14 protein-coding genes are annotated in these 13930 nt (G+C 73.3%); 4 read left to right on the top strand and 10 right to left on the bottom strand.

What is annotated here, in order from left to right; translation table 11 throughout:
* Positions 1-22 precede the first annotated feature (22 nt).
* Both ENKNEFLB_RS09965 and leuA read right to left on the bottom strand, forming a co-directional pair.
* Positions 23-904, bottom strand: coding sequence for an alpha/beta fold hydrolase (locus ENKNEFLB_RS09965; protein ID WP_246535950.1), 882 nt, complete (start codon positions 902-904; stop codon positions 23-25).
* Positions 897-2654 (bottom strand): 2-isopropylmalate synthase, encoded by a 1758-nt coding sequence (gene leuA, locus ENKNEFLB_RS09960; RefSeq protein WP_214059038.1) that lies wholly within the window; start codon positions 2652-2654, stop codon positions 897-899. The genes ENKNEFLB_RS09965 and leuA overlap by 8 nt, the downstream gene beginning before the upstream one ends.
* Before the next feature lie 210 nt (positions 2655-2864).
* Here leuA and ENKNEFLB_RS09955 point away from each other — a divergent pair, with 210 nt between their 5' ends.
* The 3 genes from ENKNEFLB_RS09955 (at position 2865) to ENKNEFLB_RS09945 (ending at position 5097) form a co-directional block, all read left to right on the top strand.
* Positions 2865-3353 carry a flavodoxin family protein gene (locus ENKNEFLB_RS09955; RefSeq protein ID WP_214059037.1) on the top strand — a complete coding sequence of 163 codons (489 nt, stop codon included), beginning with the start codon at positions 2865-2867 and terminating at the stop codon, positions 3351-3353.
* A gap of 83 nt (positions 3354-3436) precedes the next feature.
* Entirely contained in the window at positions 3437-4252 is an 816-nt protein-coding gene (locus ENKNEFLB_RS09950) for a septum formation family protein (RefSeq protein WP_246535949.1), read from the top strand.
* Positions 4252-5097, top strand: coding sequence for a septum formation family protein (locus tag ENKNEFLB_RS09945; RefSeq protein ID WP_214059036.1), 846 nt, complete (start codon positions 4252-4254; stop codon positions 5095-5097). Before ENKNEFLB_RS09950 ends, ENKNEFLB_RS09945 begins: the two co-directional genes overlap by 1 nt.
* A 13-nt stretch (positions 5098-5110) precedes the next feature.
* Here ENKNEFLB_RS09945 and era read toward each other — a convergent pair whose 3' ends face one another.
* The 7 genes from era to ENKNEFLB_RS09910 form a co-directional block, all read right to left on the bottom strand.
* Positions 5111-6043, bottom strand: a complete 933-nt coding sequence (era, locus tag ENKNEFLB_RS09940; protein WP_214059410.1) for a GTPase Era — start codon at positions 6041-6043, stop codon at positions 5111-5113.
* 34 nt (positions 6044-6077) lie between these two features.
* Positions 6078-6896 carry a siderophore-interacting protein gene (locus ENKNEFLB_RS09935; protein WP_214059035.1) on the bottom strand — a complete coding sequence of 273 codons (819 nt, stop codon included), beginning with the start codon at positions 6894-6896 and terminating at the stop codon, positions 6078-6080.
* A 31-nt stretch (positions 6897-6927) separates the two neighbouring features.
* The gene (locus ENKNEFLB_RS09930; protein ID WP_214059034.1) at positions 6928-8196 is read right to left on the bottom strand and encodes a class I SAM-dependent methyltransferase; all 1269 of its coding nucleotides are present in this window, start codon (positions 8194-8196) and stop codon (positions 6928-6930) included.
* A complete protein-coding gene (locus ENKNEFLB_RS09925; protein ID WP_246535948.1) occupies positions 8193-9587 on the bottom strand; it encodes an FAD-binding oxidoreductase in 1395 nt (464 codons plus the stop codon). Before ENKNEFLB_RS09925 ends, ENKNEFLB_RS09930 begins: the two co-directional genes overlap by 4 nt.
* Before the next feature lie 492 nt (positions 9588-10079).
* A complete protein-coding gene (locus ENKNEFLB_RS09920; RefSeq protein WP_246535947.1) occupies positions 10080-11474 on the bottom strand; it encodes a hemolysin family protein in 1395 nt (464 codons plus the stop codon).
* Positions 11471-11956 (bottom strand): rRNA maturation RNase YbeY, encoded by a 486-nt coding sequence (ybeY, locus tag ENKNEFLB_RS09915; RefSeq protein WP_214059033.1) that lies wholly within the window; start codon positions 11954-11956, stop codon positions 11471-11473. The genes ENKNEFLB_RS09920 and ybeY overlap by 4 nt, the downstream gene beginning before the upstream one ends.
* A gap of 13 nt (positions 11957-11969) precedes the next feature.
* Positions 11970-13010, bottom strand: a complete 1041-nt coding sequence (locus tag ENKNEFLB_RS09910) for a PhoH family protein (protein ID WP_214059032.1) — start codon at positions 13008-13010, stop codon at positions 11970-11972.
* 143 nt (positions 13011-13153) lie between these two features.
* Between ENKNEFLB_RS09910 and ENKNEFLB_RS09905 the strand changes: the two genes are divergently transcribed.
* Positions 13154-13450, top strand: coding sequence for a hypothetical protein (locus ENKNEFLB_RS09905; protein WP_214059031.1), 297 nt, complete (start codon positions 13154-13156; stop codon positions 13448-13450).
* Positions 13451-13539: 89 nt separating this feature from the next.
* Here ENKNEFLB_RS09905 and ENKNEFLB_RS09900 read toward each other — a convergent pair whose 3' ends face one another.
* On the bottom strand, positions 13540-13881 hold the full coding sequence (locus ENKNEFLB_RS09900) for an HIT domain-containing protein (RefSeq protein ID WP_214059030.1): 342 nt from the start codon (positions 13879-13881) through the stop codon (positions 13540-13542).
* Positions 13882-13930 lie beyond the last annotated feature (49 nt).

Here is a 13930-nt window from a genome sequence, read left to right as displayed (position 1 = left end):
TCGCCGGGGCCGCAGGCCGGCGTCAGGCCGTACGCGGGTCGTCCGCGGAGGCCGGCGCCGCCGACCAGCACCCGCGCACGAAGTCGAGCGCGAGACCGTCGAGCCGGGCGGGCGAGACGCGCCACTCCAGGATGCTGCGGGCCCGGACGAACCGCGCCCGCGGCATCTCGTCGGCCAGCATGGCCGCGTCGGCCGCCGGGTGGATCGGGTCGGCCGGGTGCCCCACCACCATCGCCGGCGCCCCGATCGCGCGTCGCATCCGCCGCGCGGGAGCGATCCGGCCGAAGAACAGCCCGTGCACGACCGCGGCCATCGGTGCGGGCCGCTGGTCGAGGGTGTCCAGCCCGATCCCGACCCAGAACGGCACCAGACCGCGCGGCACCGGGCGGGTGACCAGGCGCAGCGCGCTGATGCTCACCGGCAGGAACCGCGCGGCGAAGAGCAGCGGGCCGAAGGCCAGGATCCCGGCCTCGAGCGCGTTGTCGAGGACCGGCATCTCCAGCAGCAGCCCGCGGACCCGGTCCGGGGCCACCACGGCGACCTCGAGCGCGACGTTGGCGCCCAGCGACGTGCCCCCGACGACGGCCTGCTCCGCACCGAGGTGGTCCAGCAGCGCCACGACCTGCTCGGCGAAGGCCGTCGTCGAGTACATCAGCGGGTCCGCCGGCCGGTCCGAGCGGCCGTGCCCGAGCAGGTCCAGGGTCACCACGTGCATCCCGCCCGCCGCCAGCGCCCTGGCCAGGTGCTGGTGCATCCGGCGCGGCATCAGCTGGCCGTGCAGCAGGACCACCCAGCGCTCGCCCGCGCCGTACTCGGTGAACTCGAGGCGGTCCCGGCTGCCCTCGCCCTCGTGGAAGAGCTGCCCGATCCGCTCCGAGACCAGGACCCGCTCGGGCTCAGGCACCAGCGGCACCGGCACCGGCACGCCTCGAGCGGTTCACCGCGCTCAGCACGGCCCGCAGCGACGCCGTCACGATGTTGGCGTCGAGCCCGACGCCCCAGACCACCTCGTCGCCGACGGTGCACTCGACGTACGCCGCGGCGATCGCGTCGCCGCCGGCCGACAGGGCGTGCTCGTGGTAGTCCAGCACCCGCACGTCGAGGTCGTGCTCGAGACCGTTCAGCGCCGTCACGAAGGCCGCGATCGGGCCGTTGCCGGTGCCCTCGAGGCGGCGCAGCTCGCCGTCGACCTCGACGCCCACCGTGAGCGCGTCGCGCTCCCCGGCCGCCGACGAGGTGTGCACCGAGTCGAGACGCAGGGGGCTCGTCCGGTCGAGGTACTCGGCCCGGAAGGCCGCCCAGATCTCGTCGGGGGTGACCTCGCCGCCCTCGGCGTCGGTGCGGGCCTGGATGGTCCGGCTGAACTCGATCTGGGCGCGGCGCGGCAGCTCCAGCTTGTGCTCGGTCTTGAGGATGTAGGCCACCCCGCCCTTGCCGGACTGGCTGTTGACGCGGATCACGGCCTCGTAGGACCGGCCGACGTCCTTGGGGTCGATCGGCAGGTACGGCACCGCCCACGGGTGCTCGTCCACGCCGTGGCCGGCCGCGGCGGCGTCGCGCTCCAGGGCCTCGAAGCCCTTCTTGATGGCGTCCTGGTGGCTGCCGGAGAAGGCGGTGTAGACGAGGTCCCCGCCGTACGGGTGGCGCTCGGCGACCGGCAGCTGGTTGCAGTACTCGACGGTGCGGCGGACCTCGTCGATGTCGGAGAAGTCGATCTGCGGGTCGACGCCCTGGGTGAACAGGTTCAGGCCCAGCGTCACCAGGCACACGTTGCCGGTCCGCTCGCCGTTGCCGAACAGGCAGCCCTCGATCCGGTCGGCGCCGGCCAGGTAGCCGAGCTCGGCGGCGGCCACGGCCGTACCGCGGTCGTTGTGGGGGTGCAGCGACAGCACGACGTGCTCGCGGTGGGCCAGGTTGCGGTCCATCCACTCGATGGAGTCGGCGTAGAGGTTGGGCGTGGTCATCTCGACCGTGGCCGGCAGGTTGATGATCACCGGCTTGTCGGCGGTGGGCTCGAAGACCTCGAGCACGTCGTTGCAGACGCGGACGGCGAACTCCAGCTCGGTGCCGGTGTAGGACTCCGGGGAGTACTCGTAGAAGACGGTGGTCTCCGGGATGCCCTCCTCGTACTTCTTGCACAGCCGCGCGCCCTGGACGGCGATGTCGCGGATCCCGTCCTGGTCGAGGCCGAAGACGACCCGTCGCTGCAGCGTCGAGGTGGAGTTGTAGAGGTGCACGATCGCCTGCTTGGCGCCGCGCAGCGACTCGAAGGTGCGCTCGATCAGCTCCTCGCGGGCCTGGGTCAGCACCTGGATCACGACGTCGTCGGGGATCGCGCCGTCGTCGATCAGCTGGCGGACGAAGTCGAAGTCGGTCTGGCTCGCGCTGGGGAACCCGACCTCGATCTCCTTGTAGCCCATCCCCACGAGCAGGTCGAACATCGCCCGCTTGCGGGTCGGCGACATCGGGTCGATCAGGGCCTGGTTGCCGTCGCGCAGGTCGACCGCGCACCACCGGGGTGCCTGCGTGATCGACTTCGTAGGCCAGGTGCGGTCATCGAGGACGACCGGCACGAGGGGCTCGTAGCGCTGGTGCGGCATCCCGCTGGGCTGCTGCGGGTTGGTGTCGAAGCTGACGACCGAACGGGTGCTCATCTGCTGGTTCATCGGGGTCCTCGCGGGGTGTGGCGGGTGGTGGTCACCGGGCACAGCACGAACCTCCGCAGCGAGGGGGTCCGGTTTCAGACCTCGCTGCGGCGGCCAAGGAGGAGCAGCGCGCACGACATGGACAGGACTCTAACCGACCGGCGGCGCTGACGGCGGGCGTGTCCGGCCCGTGGGCGACCCAGCGCTACGGTCGACCGGGTGACGACGCTCCTGGTGGTCCACCACTCCCCCACCCGCGGCACGGCCGCGCTGGCCGAGGCCGCCCTGGCGGGGACCCGCGACGAGGCGATCGAGGGCGTCGAGGTGCTCGAGCGGTCCGCGCTGGAGGCCACGGCCGACGACGTGCTCGGCTCCGACGGGGTGCTGCTCGGGACGCCGGCCAACTTCGGCTACATGAGTGGCGCGCTGAAGCACTTCTTCGACACGGTGTTCCTCGAGGTGGGCGGGGCGCTCTCCGACGACGGCTCGGCGGCCGGGGCGGCCGGCGCCGGGCGCAAGCCGTGGGGACTGTGGGTGCACGGCCGGTACGACACCGTCGGCGCGGTCCGGGCCGTGGAGGGCATCGTCGCGGCACTGCCCTGGACGCAGGCCGCCCCGGTCCTCGAGGTGCTCGGCGACGTGGGCGAGGCCGACCGGGGTGCGGCCTACGAGCTCGGGGCCACGCTGGCCGCGCTGCTCTCCGGCTGAGCCCTCCGCGCCGACCGGGCACCGCCCATCACCTACCCTGGGGCCCTGTCCGTGGTCGGTCCGAGGTCGTGTGGGGGTCTGTGGTGCTGAGGTCTGCCGGCCTGCGCGCGCTCGCCGGGGTGGCGGTACCGGCCGTGCTGGTGCTGTCGGGCTGCGGGGCCAGCGAGCCCCAGGGCGAGAACGCCGACCCCGACCAGGTCGACGCCGTCGAGACCCCCGAGCTCGGTGCCTGCCGGGTGCTGACCCCCGAGGACGTCGCGGCGGCCAGCAACGCCACCGCCACGGTGCCCTGCGGCCAGGAGCACACCGCGGAGACCTACGCGATCGGCGAGATGCCCGACGCGCTGGACACCGCCGCCTACGACGCCCCCGAGGTCAGCGACTACGCCTACCGGACCTGCGCCACGAAGTTCGAGGCGTTCCTGGGCGCCGACGAGTCGCTGGCCATGCGCACCGTGGTGAGCTGGGCGTGGTTCCGACCGAGCGAGGAGGCGTGGGCCGAGGGCGCACGCTGGTACCGCTGCGACGTGGTCGGCGGCGGCGCCGAGAGCACGTCCTACCTCCCCCTGCCGGAATCCGCGAAGGGACTCCTGCTCGGCCGGCCCGACGACAGCTGGATGGTCTGCGCGGACGGCGAGACCGTGGCCGGCTCCCCCAAGGTCCCCTGCACCCAGCCGCACCAGTGGCGCGCGGTGACGACCATCAAGGTCGGCGAGGACGAGGAGGAGTACCCCGGGGACCGCGTCGTGGAGGTCACCACCCGGGACTTCTGCTCCGACTCCGTGGGTGCGTGGCTGAACTACCCGATCGACTTCGAGTACGCCTACACCTACTTCCACGAGGCGGAGTGGGACGCCGGCAACCGCCGCTCGGTCTGCTGGGCCAGGACGCCCGACTGATGCGCCCCCGCCTCGCCGCGGCGCCCGCCGTCGCCGTGCTGCTGCTGGCGACGGCCTGCTCGGGCGGGTCGGGCTCCTCGCCGGACCCGGCCCCCGCGGACCCGTCGACGTCGGCACCGTCGCCGTCGGCCACGCCCCCGCTGCGCGCCGAGGAGGTCGCCGCCCCCGAGGAGGGCGCCTGCTACGACCTCGGGTACGACGACGCCCTCGCCCCGACGACCACCGTCCGGTCGACCGCCTGCGGGCGTGAGCACACCGCCCAGACCTTCGCCACCGGCCGGCTCGAGACCGTCGTGGACGGGCACCTGCTCGCCGTCGACGCCGCCCGGGTGCGCAGCCAGCCCGAGCAGGAGTGCCAGGAGCGCCTCGGGGGGTTCGTCGGCGGGACCGAGGAGGCGCGTCGGCTGAGCATGCTGCGCACCGTGTGGTTCACCCCCACCGTCGCGCAGAGCGACCGGGGCGCGGAGTGGTTCCGCTGCGACGTGATCGCCGTGGGCGCCGACGAGGAGCTCGCCGACCTCGGGCAAGACCTCGAGGGCACGCTCGCCACCACCGACGGCGCCGGCCGCTACGGCATGTGCGGCACCGCCGCGCCCGACGCCGAGGCGTTCGAGCGCGTCGTCTGCGCGCGTGAGCACACCTGGCGCGCGATCTCGGTGGTGGACCTGCCCGACGGCGACTACCCCGGGGCGGCCGCCGCCCGCGAGGCCGGCCAGGCGCCCTGCGAGGACGCCGGCCGGGACGCCGCCGCCGACCCGGCCGAGTTCGAGTGGGGCTACGAGTGGCCGGACGCCGAGCAGTGGGCGGCGGGACAGACGTACGGCCGCTGCTGGGCGCCCGACTGACCTGACCCGCGCGTCAGAAGCCGAGCCGGCGCAGCTGGCGGGGGTCGCGCTGCCAGTCCTTGGCCACCTTGACCCGCAGGTCGAGGTGCACGGGGGTGCCGAGCAGCGCCTCGATCTGCTTGCGCGCGTTCGTGCCGACCTCCTGGAGCCGGGCCCCCTTGCGGCCGATCACGATGCCCTTCTGGGAGTCGCGCTCGACGAACAGGTTCGCGTGCACGTCGAGCAGCGGCCGGTCGGCGGGGCGGCCCTCGCGGGGCACCATCTCCTCGATGACGACCGCGATCGAGTGGGGCAGCTCGTCGCGCACGCCGTCGAGGGCGGCCTCGCGGACCAGCTCACCGACCAGCGTCTCGTCCGGGGTGTCGGTCAGCTCACCACCCGGGTAGAGCGGCGGGCCCTCGGGCATCTGCGCGACGAGGAGGTCCTCGAGCAGCGCCACCTGGTCGCCGGCGACGGCCGAGACGGGCACGATCTCGGCCCAGTCGGTGTCGGTCTCGCGCCCGAGGCGCTCGATGTCCATCAGGTGCTGCCCGATCTGCTCGGGCGTCGCGAGGTCGGTCTTGGTGGCCACCGCGACCTTGACGGTACGGCGCACCTTGGCCAGCTCGGTGACGATGAAGCGGTCCCCGGGGCCGACCTTCTCGTCGGCGGGGAAGCAGACCGCGACGACGTCGACCTCGGCCCAGGTGGTGCGCACGAGGTCGTTCAGCCGCTCGCCGAGCAGCGTGCGCGGGCGGTGCAGACCGGGGGTGTCGACCAGCACGAGCTGGGCGTCGTCGCGGTGCACGATGCCGCGCACCACGCTGCGCGTCGTCTGCGGCTTGTCGGAGGTGATCGCCACCTTGGTCCCGACCAGGGCGTTCGTCAGCGTCGACTTGCCGGCGTTGGGCCGGCCGACGAAGGACGCGAAGCCGCTGCGGTGGCCCTCGGCCCAGTCGTGCGACATCAGGCCCGCCGGGGGCGGGGAGGGAGGGGGAAGGTCAGCCATCGTTCGCCTCGTCCTGCTGCTGTCGCTGCTGCGCCGCGTCGTAGTCGGCCCAGATCTGCTCGTCAGTCTTGCCTGCCGCCTTGCCGGCGCGCCAGATGGGTCCCGGGTCCACGCTGCGCGGCTGCCGCCGGGCATGGGCGCGCCAGTAGCCCATCACGGCGTACTCGTGGCTGGCCAGGCGCTTCTCGCGCATCACCTGCTTGCGGATGGCCCGCATCTGCGAGGACTCCCCCGCCATCCAGAAGTACCCCGGGCCGTCGGGCCACACGAGCTCCTCGACCACCGCGGCCAGGCCGCTGGTGCCGTCGCCGGGGCTCGGCACCCAGGTGACCTCCGCGCCGCCCGCCCCGGACGTCGGGAGGTAGTCGGCGAGCAGGCGCGGGTCGTCGGGCACCTCGGCCCACACCCGCACCGGCAGGTCGGTCGTCTCGCACACCCGTGCCATCGCGGGCAGCGCGGTGAGGTCGCCGACCAGCACCACCCAGCCGGCGTCGGGCGGGGGGTCGTAGGAGCCCCGGGCGTCGGAGACCACGACCTCCTCGCCGGTGCAGTCACGGGCGACCCACTCGGTCACCAGGCCCTCGTCGTGGACCACCACGTCGAGCACCAGCTCCGCGCCGTCCCACGAGCGGACGGTGTAGTAGCGGGCCTGGAACTGCCCCGGGACGACCAGCGAGACCCACTCGTCGGGCACGCCGCTGGAGGTGAACCCGCCCATCCCGGCGCCGGAGAGGCGCAGCCGCACGAGGTGCGGTGAGACCTGCTCGCGGGCGACGACGGTCGCGGTGTGGAGGCCGGCCCGGGTGCTCATCGCGCCATCATCGCGCGTGCGGACCCGCCCCTCACCAGGTGGGGCGCAGCGGCAGCCCGTCGGCGCCGTCGTCGGTCGTGCGCACGCCGAGCACCTGGTGCAGCTGGATCTCGTTGCGCTCGAAGGCGATCCGCGAGCTGGCCATGTAGAGCCCCCAGACGCGGGCCGTGCCGAGCCCGACCTCGGCCACCGCCTCGTCCCAGTGCTCGACCAGGTTGGCGTTCCAGTCGCGCAGCGTCATCGCGTAGTGGTGGCGCAGGTTCTCCTCGTGCGCGACCTCCAGCCCGACGTCCTGCATGGCGCCGACGATCGTCCCCGACCCCGTCAGCTCGCCGTCGGGGAAGACGTAGCGGTCGATGAAGGCACCCGTCTCCTCCGGCCGGTTGTGCGGGCGGGTGATGCAGTGGTTCAGCAGCCGGCCCTCCGGGCGCAGCCGGTCGCGCAGGAACGAGAAGTACGCCGGGTACTGCCGGATCCCGATGTGCTCGGTGAGCCCGATCGAGCTGACCGCGTCGAAGTCGCCCTCGAGCACGTCGCGGTAGTCGCTGTGGCGGACCTCCGCCAGGTCGCCGAGGCCCTCGCGGTCGATGGCCTCCTTGGCCCAGCCGGCCTGCTCGCGCGACAGCGTCACCCCGAGCGCGCGGACGCCGTAGTGGCGAGCGGCGTGGCGGACCATGCCACCCCAGCCGCAGCCCACGTCGAGCAGCCGCATCCCCGGCTGGAGGCCGAGCTTGCGGCACACCAGGTCGTACTTCTCGGCCTGCGCCTGCTCGAGGCTGGCGTCGTGCTCGGGGTAGACCGCGCAGGTGTAGGTCATCGACGGGCCGAGCACCAGCTCGTAGAACGCGTTGGACACGTCGTAGTGGTGGGCGATCGCGTCGGCGTCGCGGGTCACCGAGTGCCGCATGCCCTCCATCACCCGGCGCCAGCGCGGCAGGTGCTCCTGGGGCGGCGGCGCCGGCGGCTTGAGGTTCGACAGCCCGAGCCCGCGGACCAGCTCGACGAGCTCCTTGGCCGAGGGCCGCCGGAACTTCGTGTGGTTCAGGATCAGCGACATCGCGTCGTACGGGTCGCCGGGGTGGGCGCCCTCGAGCTCGAGGTCGCCGGCCACGTAGGCCCGGGCCAGGCCGAGGTCGCCCGGCGCCGTCATCAGGTACGCCAGCCCGCGCCGGTTGCGCAGGCGCAGGGTGATCGACGCGTCGCGCGGGCCCGCCGTGCTGCCGTCGTAGGCCTCGAAGCGCACGGGGAGCCCGTCGCGCATCAGTCCGGCGACCGCGTCGCCGATGGGGATCGTGCTCATCTGTTGCGCACCGCCTTGTCGTAGAGGGAGGTCAGCCGACCGTCGGGGTCGGTGGCCCGGCTGACGGCGGCCAGGGTGGCGCCGTCGTAGAGGGAGTCGAAGGTGGCCCGGTCGTAGTAGGCCTCGGAGTAGAGCGACTTGTGGCCGCCGAGCTCGTGCACCCGGGCCTCGATCGCCCGGTTGGTCGGGCCCTCGGGGGCCGTGGGGCCGACGTGGACGGTGCCCCAGAACCCGACGTTGACGTAGGTCTCGCCGGGGGCCAGCGGGTAGGTGGACCAGTCACGCCGCGCCACCAGCGGGCACAGCCAGACCGGCCGCATCCCGACGTGCTCGTCGAACCAGGACAGGAAGTCGCCCAGCCGGTCCAGCGGCACCTCGACGTCCTGGACCACGCGCTCGCGCTGCGGACGACCGGCCCTCCGGTCGAGGCGGTCGGCGATGCCGAAGCGCTGGTCCAGCCCGAGGAGGCGGTGGTAGGCGTCCGAACGGCGCCAGCGCCGCGGCCACAGCCGGCGGAGGACCGGGTGCTGCGCCCCGAAGGCGCCCGAGCACCAGAACCAGTCGGTGTCCCAGCGCCAGAGGTAGTCCTCGACCGTCAGCAGGTCGGTGGAGCGCTCCTGGATCGAGCGGTAGAACACCTGCTGGCCGGCGTAGTCCGAGAGCGGCGTGCCGTCGACCGGCTTCCGGTCGGTCCAGCGGGCCAGGGTCAGGTAGAGCTCGTCGGGGGCGAAGGCGACGCCGTCGAGCCCGTCGACGCGCTCGCCGTCGTGCTCACCGGTGGCCACGACGCCGGCGACGGCCGCGGAGAGCGTCGCCGCGTCGTCGAAGCGGACGTGCCGCAGGGCGACGTACGCCGGGACCTCCTCGAGGTCGATCTCGAGCCGGGTGGCGTAGCCCAGGGAGCCGTAGGAGTTGGGGAAGGCGTCGAAGAGCGCGTCGCCGGGCCGGGTGGTGACGACCTGGCCGTCGCCGGTGAGCACGTCCATCTCCCGCACCGACTCGTGCGGCAGCCCGTTGCGGAAGCTGGTGGACTCGATGCCGAGGCCGGTCACGGCGCCGCCGAGGGTGATCGTGCGCAGCTGCGGCACCACCAGCGGGACCAGCCCGTGCACCAGGGTCGCGGCGACGAGGTCCTCGTAGGTGCACATCCCCTGCACCTGCGCGGTCCGCGCGTCGGGGTCGACGCCGATCACGCCGGTGAGGCCCGAGACGTCCAGCCCGGGCGACGCCGTCGCGCTGCGCGCACGGAACAGGTTCGAGGTGGTCTTGGCCAGCCGGACCGGTTCGCCGGCCGGGATCGCGGCGTACGAGGTGCGCAGCCGCGCCACGCCTGCCTGGTGGGCCGCCCAGCCCGGCAGGACCTGGGGATCGCGGATACCGACGTCTGTCACGTGATCGGAAACTACTCCTGCGCGCCCCCGGCGGGAACCCCGGGTGGTTGCCGACCTCAACCAGTGTGGGGTTCGACACGCCCCGTGGTCAGGTCGCGGGTCAGGTCGTGGCGGTGCCCCCAGGGCGCCGCGGGCGTCACCGACGTGGACGGGGACGCCGGGCCCGCCGAGGTCCCGGACGGCGTCGACGTCGGCCGGCGCCACGCTGCCCCCGGCGCCGAGGACGACGGCGGCCTCGAGGCCGGCCGAGCCGGAGGCCACCGCCATCGCCACGCACACCCCGAGGGCCGAGACCCGCAGCGAGGGCAGGTCCACCGTCGCGGCGGCGTAGGTCCGACCGTCGGAGTCGCGCACCGCGGCGCCCTCGGCAGCACCCGTGCGGGCCCTGGTGGCACGCGCGAGCGTGACCAGCTTGGCGTCCTCGGCCGGCAGCGGGTCCGGCGCGGGCGCCAGGTCGGTCGGGTCTGTCGAGTCGTCGGTCGGGGGGCGTGGTCAGTCACGGGTGCTCGCCATCGTCTCGTCGGTGCCGGTCGGCTCGGTCGTCGTCGTGGGGACGGTCCCGGTGGTCGCGGTGCTACCGGCGGTCCCGGTGCTACCGGTCCCGGCGTCCGCGGTGGTGGGCGCGAGCAGCCGGATCCGGACGGTGCTGACCTTGTTGCGGCGACCGGTGGCGTCCTCGGCGTCGAAGCGCAGGCCGTGCGCCTCGACGTGGGAGCCGGGGATGGGGACGCGCCCGAGGTGCTTGGCCATCAGCCCGCCGACGCTGTCGACGTCCTCCTCCTCGACGTCGAACCCGAAGACCTCCTCGAGGTCGTCGACCGGCCACCGCGAGGACACGCGGACCTCGCGGCCCTCCTCGAGCACCTCCAGGTCCAGCTGCTCCTCGTCGTACTCGTCGGTGATCTCGCCGACGATCTCCTCCAGCACGTCCTCGATGGTGATCAGCCCTGCGGTGCCGCCGTACTCGTCGACCACGATCGCGACGTGGGTGCGGTCGGCCTGCATCTCGCGCAGCAGGTCGTCGACGGGCTTGGACTCCGGCACCCAGTGCACCGGCCGCATCAGGGCCTCGATGCGCTCGGTGAACTCGGCGTCGGGCGCCTCGAAGTCGCGGCGGACGATGTCCTTGAGGTAGGCGAAGCCGACCACCTCGTCGAGGTTCTCCCCGATCACCGGCACCCGGGAGTAGCCGCTGCGCAGGAACAGCGACAGCGTCTGGCGCAGGTTGCGGTGCCGCTCGACGTAGACCACGTCGTTGCGCGGGACCATCACCTCGCGTGCCGTGGTGTCGCCGAGCTCGAAGACGGAGTGGATCATCCGTCGTTCCTCGGACTCGATCAGCGACGAGGCCTCGGCCATGTCGACCATCTCGCGCAGCTCGGTCTCGGAGCCGAACGGGCCCTCCCGGAACCCCTTGCCGGGGGTGATCGCGTTGCCGACCAGGATCAGCAGCCGCGGCAGCGGGCCCAGCACGCGGGTCGCGGCGGCCAGCGGGGCCGCGCACCAGACCGCGACGCTCTCGGAGTGCTGGCGGCCCAGGGTGCGCGGGGCGGCGCCGATGGCCACGAACGAGACCACCAGCATCAGGACCGTGGTCACCACGACGGTCAGGCCCCAGCGTCGGTCCAGTGCCTGGCTCAGCTCGAGGGTCACCAGCACGATGGCGGTGATCTCGGCGGCCAGGCGCAGCAGGAGCGCGGTGCTGAGGTAGCGGGGCGGGTCGTCGAGCAGGGCGAGCAGCCGCTTGGCGCCCGTACGGCCCTCGGCCACCAGCTCCTGGGCGCGGGCGCGGGAGAACTGCGCCAGCGCGGCGTCGACGGCGCTGAGCACACCGGCCGCGACCACGAGGACGGCGGCGGCCAGGAACGGCAGGACGTCGGCGGTCACGCGCCGTCCTGGACCGGCTGCGCTGCCTCCGCGGGCCGGGCACGCCAGGCGGCGAGGATCTCGTCCTGGAGGGAGAACATCTCGCGGTGCTCGTCGGGCTCGGCGTGGTCGTAGCCGAGCAGGTGCAGGATCCCGTGCGTGGTCAGCAGCTCGATCTCGGCCAGCTCGCCGTGACCGGCCTCCTCGCCCTGCGTGGCGGCGATCTCGGGGCACAGGACGAGGTCGCCCAGGACGCCCTCCTCGGGTTCCTCGTCGACCATGCCGGGGCGCAGCTCGTCCATCGGGAAGGCCAGCACGTCGGTCGGCCCGGCCTTCTCCATCCACCGCTCGTTGAGCTCGGCGATCGTGTCGCGGTCGACCGCCTTGAGGCAGAGCTCGGCCTGCGGGTGGACCCGCATCCGGTCCATCACGAACCGGCACAGCCGGGCCAGGTGCGCGGCGTCGATGCCGTGGCCGGACTCGTCCAGGATCTCGATGCTCATCGTCCCCACCCGCTCAGGACCGGTCGCCGGAGGAGGCGGGCTGGGCGGGCTGGCCCTGCTCGCGCTGGAGCCTGGACTCGCGGTCGGCGTCGTGCTGGTCGTAGGCCGCGACGATCTTGCCGACCAGCCGGTGCCGCACGACGTCGGCGCTGCCGAGGCGGTTGAAGGACAGGTCGTCGACGCCGTCGAGGATGTCCTCGACCACGCGCAGGCCGGACTTGGTGCCCTTCGGCAGGTCGACCTGGGTGACGTCGCCGGTGACCACGATCTTGGAGCCGAACCCGAGCCGGGTCAGGAACATCTTCATCTGCTCCGGCGAGGTGTTCTGGGCCTCGTCGAGGATGATGAAGGCGTCGTTCAAGGTCCTGCCCCTCATGTACGCCAGGGGCGCCACCTCGATCGTCCCGGCCGCTAGCAGCTTCGGGATCGTCTCGGGGTCGATCATGTCGTGCAGCGCGTCGTAGAGGGGGCGCAGGTACGGGTCGATCTTCTCGCTCAGCGTCCCGGGCAGGTAGCCCAGCCGCTCCCCCGCCTCGACCGCCGGGCGGGTCAGGATGATCCGGGTGACCGCCTTGGCCTGCAGCGCCTGGACGGCCTTGGCCATCGCCAGGTACGTCTTGCCGGTGCCGGCCGGGCCGATCCCGAACGTGATGGTGTGCTCGTCGATCGCGTCGACGTAGCGCTTCTGGTTCACGGTCTTGGGCCGGATCGAGCGCCCGCGGTTGGACAGGATGTTCTGCGAGAGCACGTCGGCGGGGCGCTCCGTGGTCGAGGAGCGCAACATCGTCATCACCCGCTCGACGATCTCGGCGGTGACGCCCTGGCCGGTGCGGATGATCGTGACGAGCTCGTCCAGCAGGCGCTCGGCCATCGCGATCTCGGCCGGCTCGCCGGTGAGGCTGATCCGGTTGCCCCGGACGTGGACCTCGGCGTCGAAGCTGCGCTCGATCATGGCGAGGTGCTCGTCGCCGGGGCCGAGCAGGGTGACCATGTCGATGCTGCTGGGGACCACCACGGTGTGCTTGGTGGGCTGGACGGGCACGCTGTCTGTCATGGAGGCCCGGGTGGGCGACCTTTCCTGTGGCACGGGAGGGAGGGGTGCGGCCCGGGCCCTGGTTCCAGCCGTGCGCCGCCCGGCAATCGTACGCCGGGGGCGTGTCGCCGCACCGCCGCCACGGGTGGTCGTACGGTGGGCGCATGACGGGGACGGGCGACCGCGCCGACGACGAGCTCCCCCGCGACCCGTTCGACACCGACTTCGACCACGACGACGACAGCCCGCCGGCGTGGTTCGCCGGTCAGCACCTGCCCCACGACGCGCAGCGGATGGGCCTGACGAACCACGTCCCGGACGGCGCGCTGCTGGACTTCGCCGGGCGCCTGGACGCCACCAAGACCAAGCACCGCGTCACCGCCTGGGTGCTGCTGGTGGTCTTCGCGTTCCCGGTGCTGATGTACGTCGTCCGGCTGGTCCAGGCGGTCCTGCCCGGCTGAGCCGAGATGACGCTCGCGGACAGCCGAGATGACGCTCGCGGCGCCTCGAGGTGACGATTCCGGCGCGTGCGGGCCCTCAGCCCGGCCCGTCAGCCCGGGGGCCAGCCCAGGTCGCGACCGGCGACCACGTGCAGGTGGGCGTGGAAGACCGTCTGTCCGGCGCCGGCGCCGGTGTTGAACACCAGTCGGTACGCCTCCGCGTGCCCCTCGGCCGCAGCCACCGCGGCGGCCGTGGTGACCAGCTCGGCGCTGGCCTGCGGGTCGGCGGCAGCCAGGGCCGCGGCGTCGCGGTGGTGCTCGCGCGGCACCACCAGGACGTGGGTCGGCGCCTGGGGGTTGATGTCGCGGAAGGCGACGGTGCGCTCGGTCACGTGCACGACCTCGGCCGGCACGTCCCCGGCCACGATCGAGCAGAACAGGCAGTCGTCCACAGGGCTCCTCCTCGTCGCCGGGCGCGTCCCGCCCGTCGCCGCGATGCTG

Source organism: Nocardioides aquaticus (assembly GCF_018459925.1).
Classification (GTDB): Bacteria; Actinomycetota; Actinomycetes; order Propionibacteriales; family Nocardioidaceae; genus Nocardioides; species Nocardioides aquaticus.
This window is presented reverse-complemented; position numbering and strand designations above follow the sequence as displayed.

What these genes read in the sequence shown, in the direction of transcription:
- leuA (WP_214059038.1), bottom strand. Translation starts at nt 2,654, where the DNA reads ATGAGCACCCGTTCGGTCGTCAGCTTCGACACCAACCCGCAGCAGCCC.
- ENKNEFLB_RS09945 (WP_214059036.1), top strand. Translation starts at nt 4,252, where the DNA reads ATGCGCCCCCGCCTCGCCGCGGCGCCCGCCGTCGCCGTGCTGCTGCTG.
- era (WP_214059410.1), bottom strand. Translation starts at nt 6,043, where the DNA reads ATGTCGCACGACTGGGCCGAGGGCCACCGCAGCGGCTTCGCGTCCTTC.
- ENKNEFLB_RS09935 (WP_214059035.1), bottom strand. Translation starts at nt 6,896, where the DNA reads ATGAGCACCCGGGCCGGCCTCCACACCGCGACCGTCGTCGCCCGCGAG.
- ENKNEFLB_RS09930 (WP_214059034.1), bottom strand. Translation starts at nt 8,196, where the DNA reads ATGAGCACGATCCCCATCGGCGACGCGGTCGCCGGACTGATGCGCGAC.
- ybeY (WP_214059033.1), bottom strand. Translation starts at nt 11,956, where the DNA reads ATGAGCATCGAGATCCTGGACGAGTCCGGCCACGGCATCGACGCCGCG.
- ENKNEFLB_RS09910 (WP_214059032.1), bottom strand. Translation starts at nt 13,010, where the DNA reads ATGACAGACAGCGTGCCCGTCCAGCCCACCAAGCACACCGTGGTGGTC.
- ENKNEFLB_RS09905 (WP_214059031.1), top strand. Translation starts at nt 13,154, where the DNA reads ATGACGGGGACGGGCGACCGCGCCGACGACGAGCTCCCCCGCGACCCG.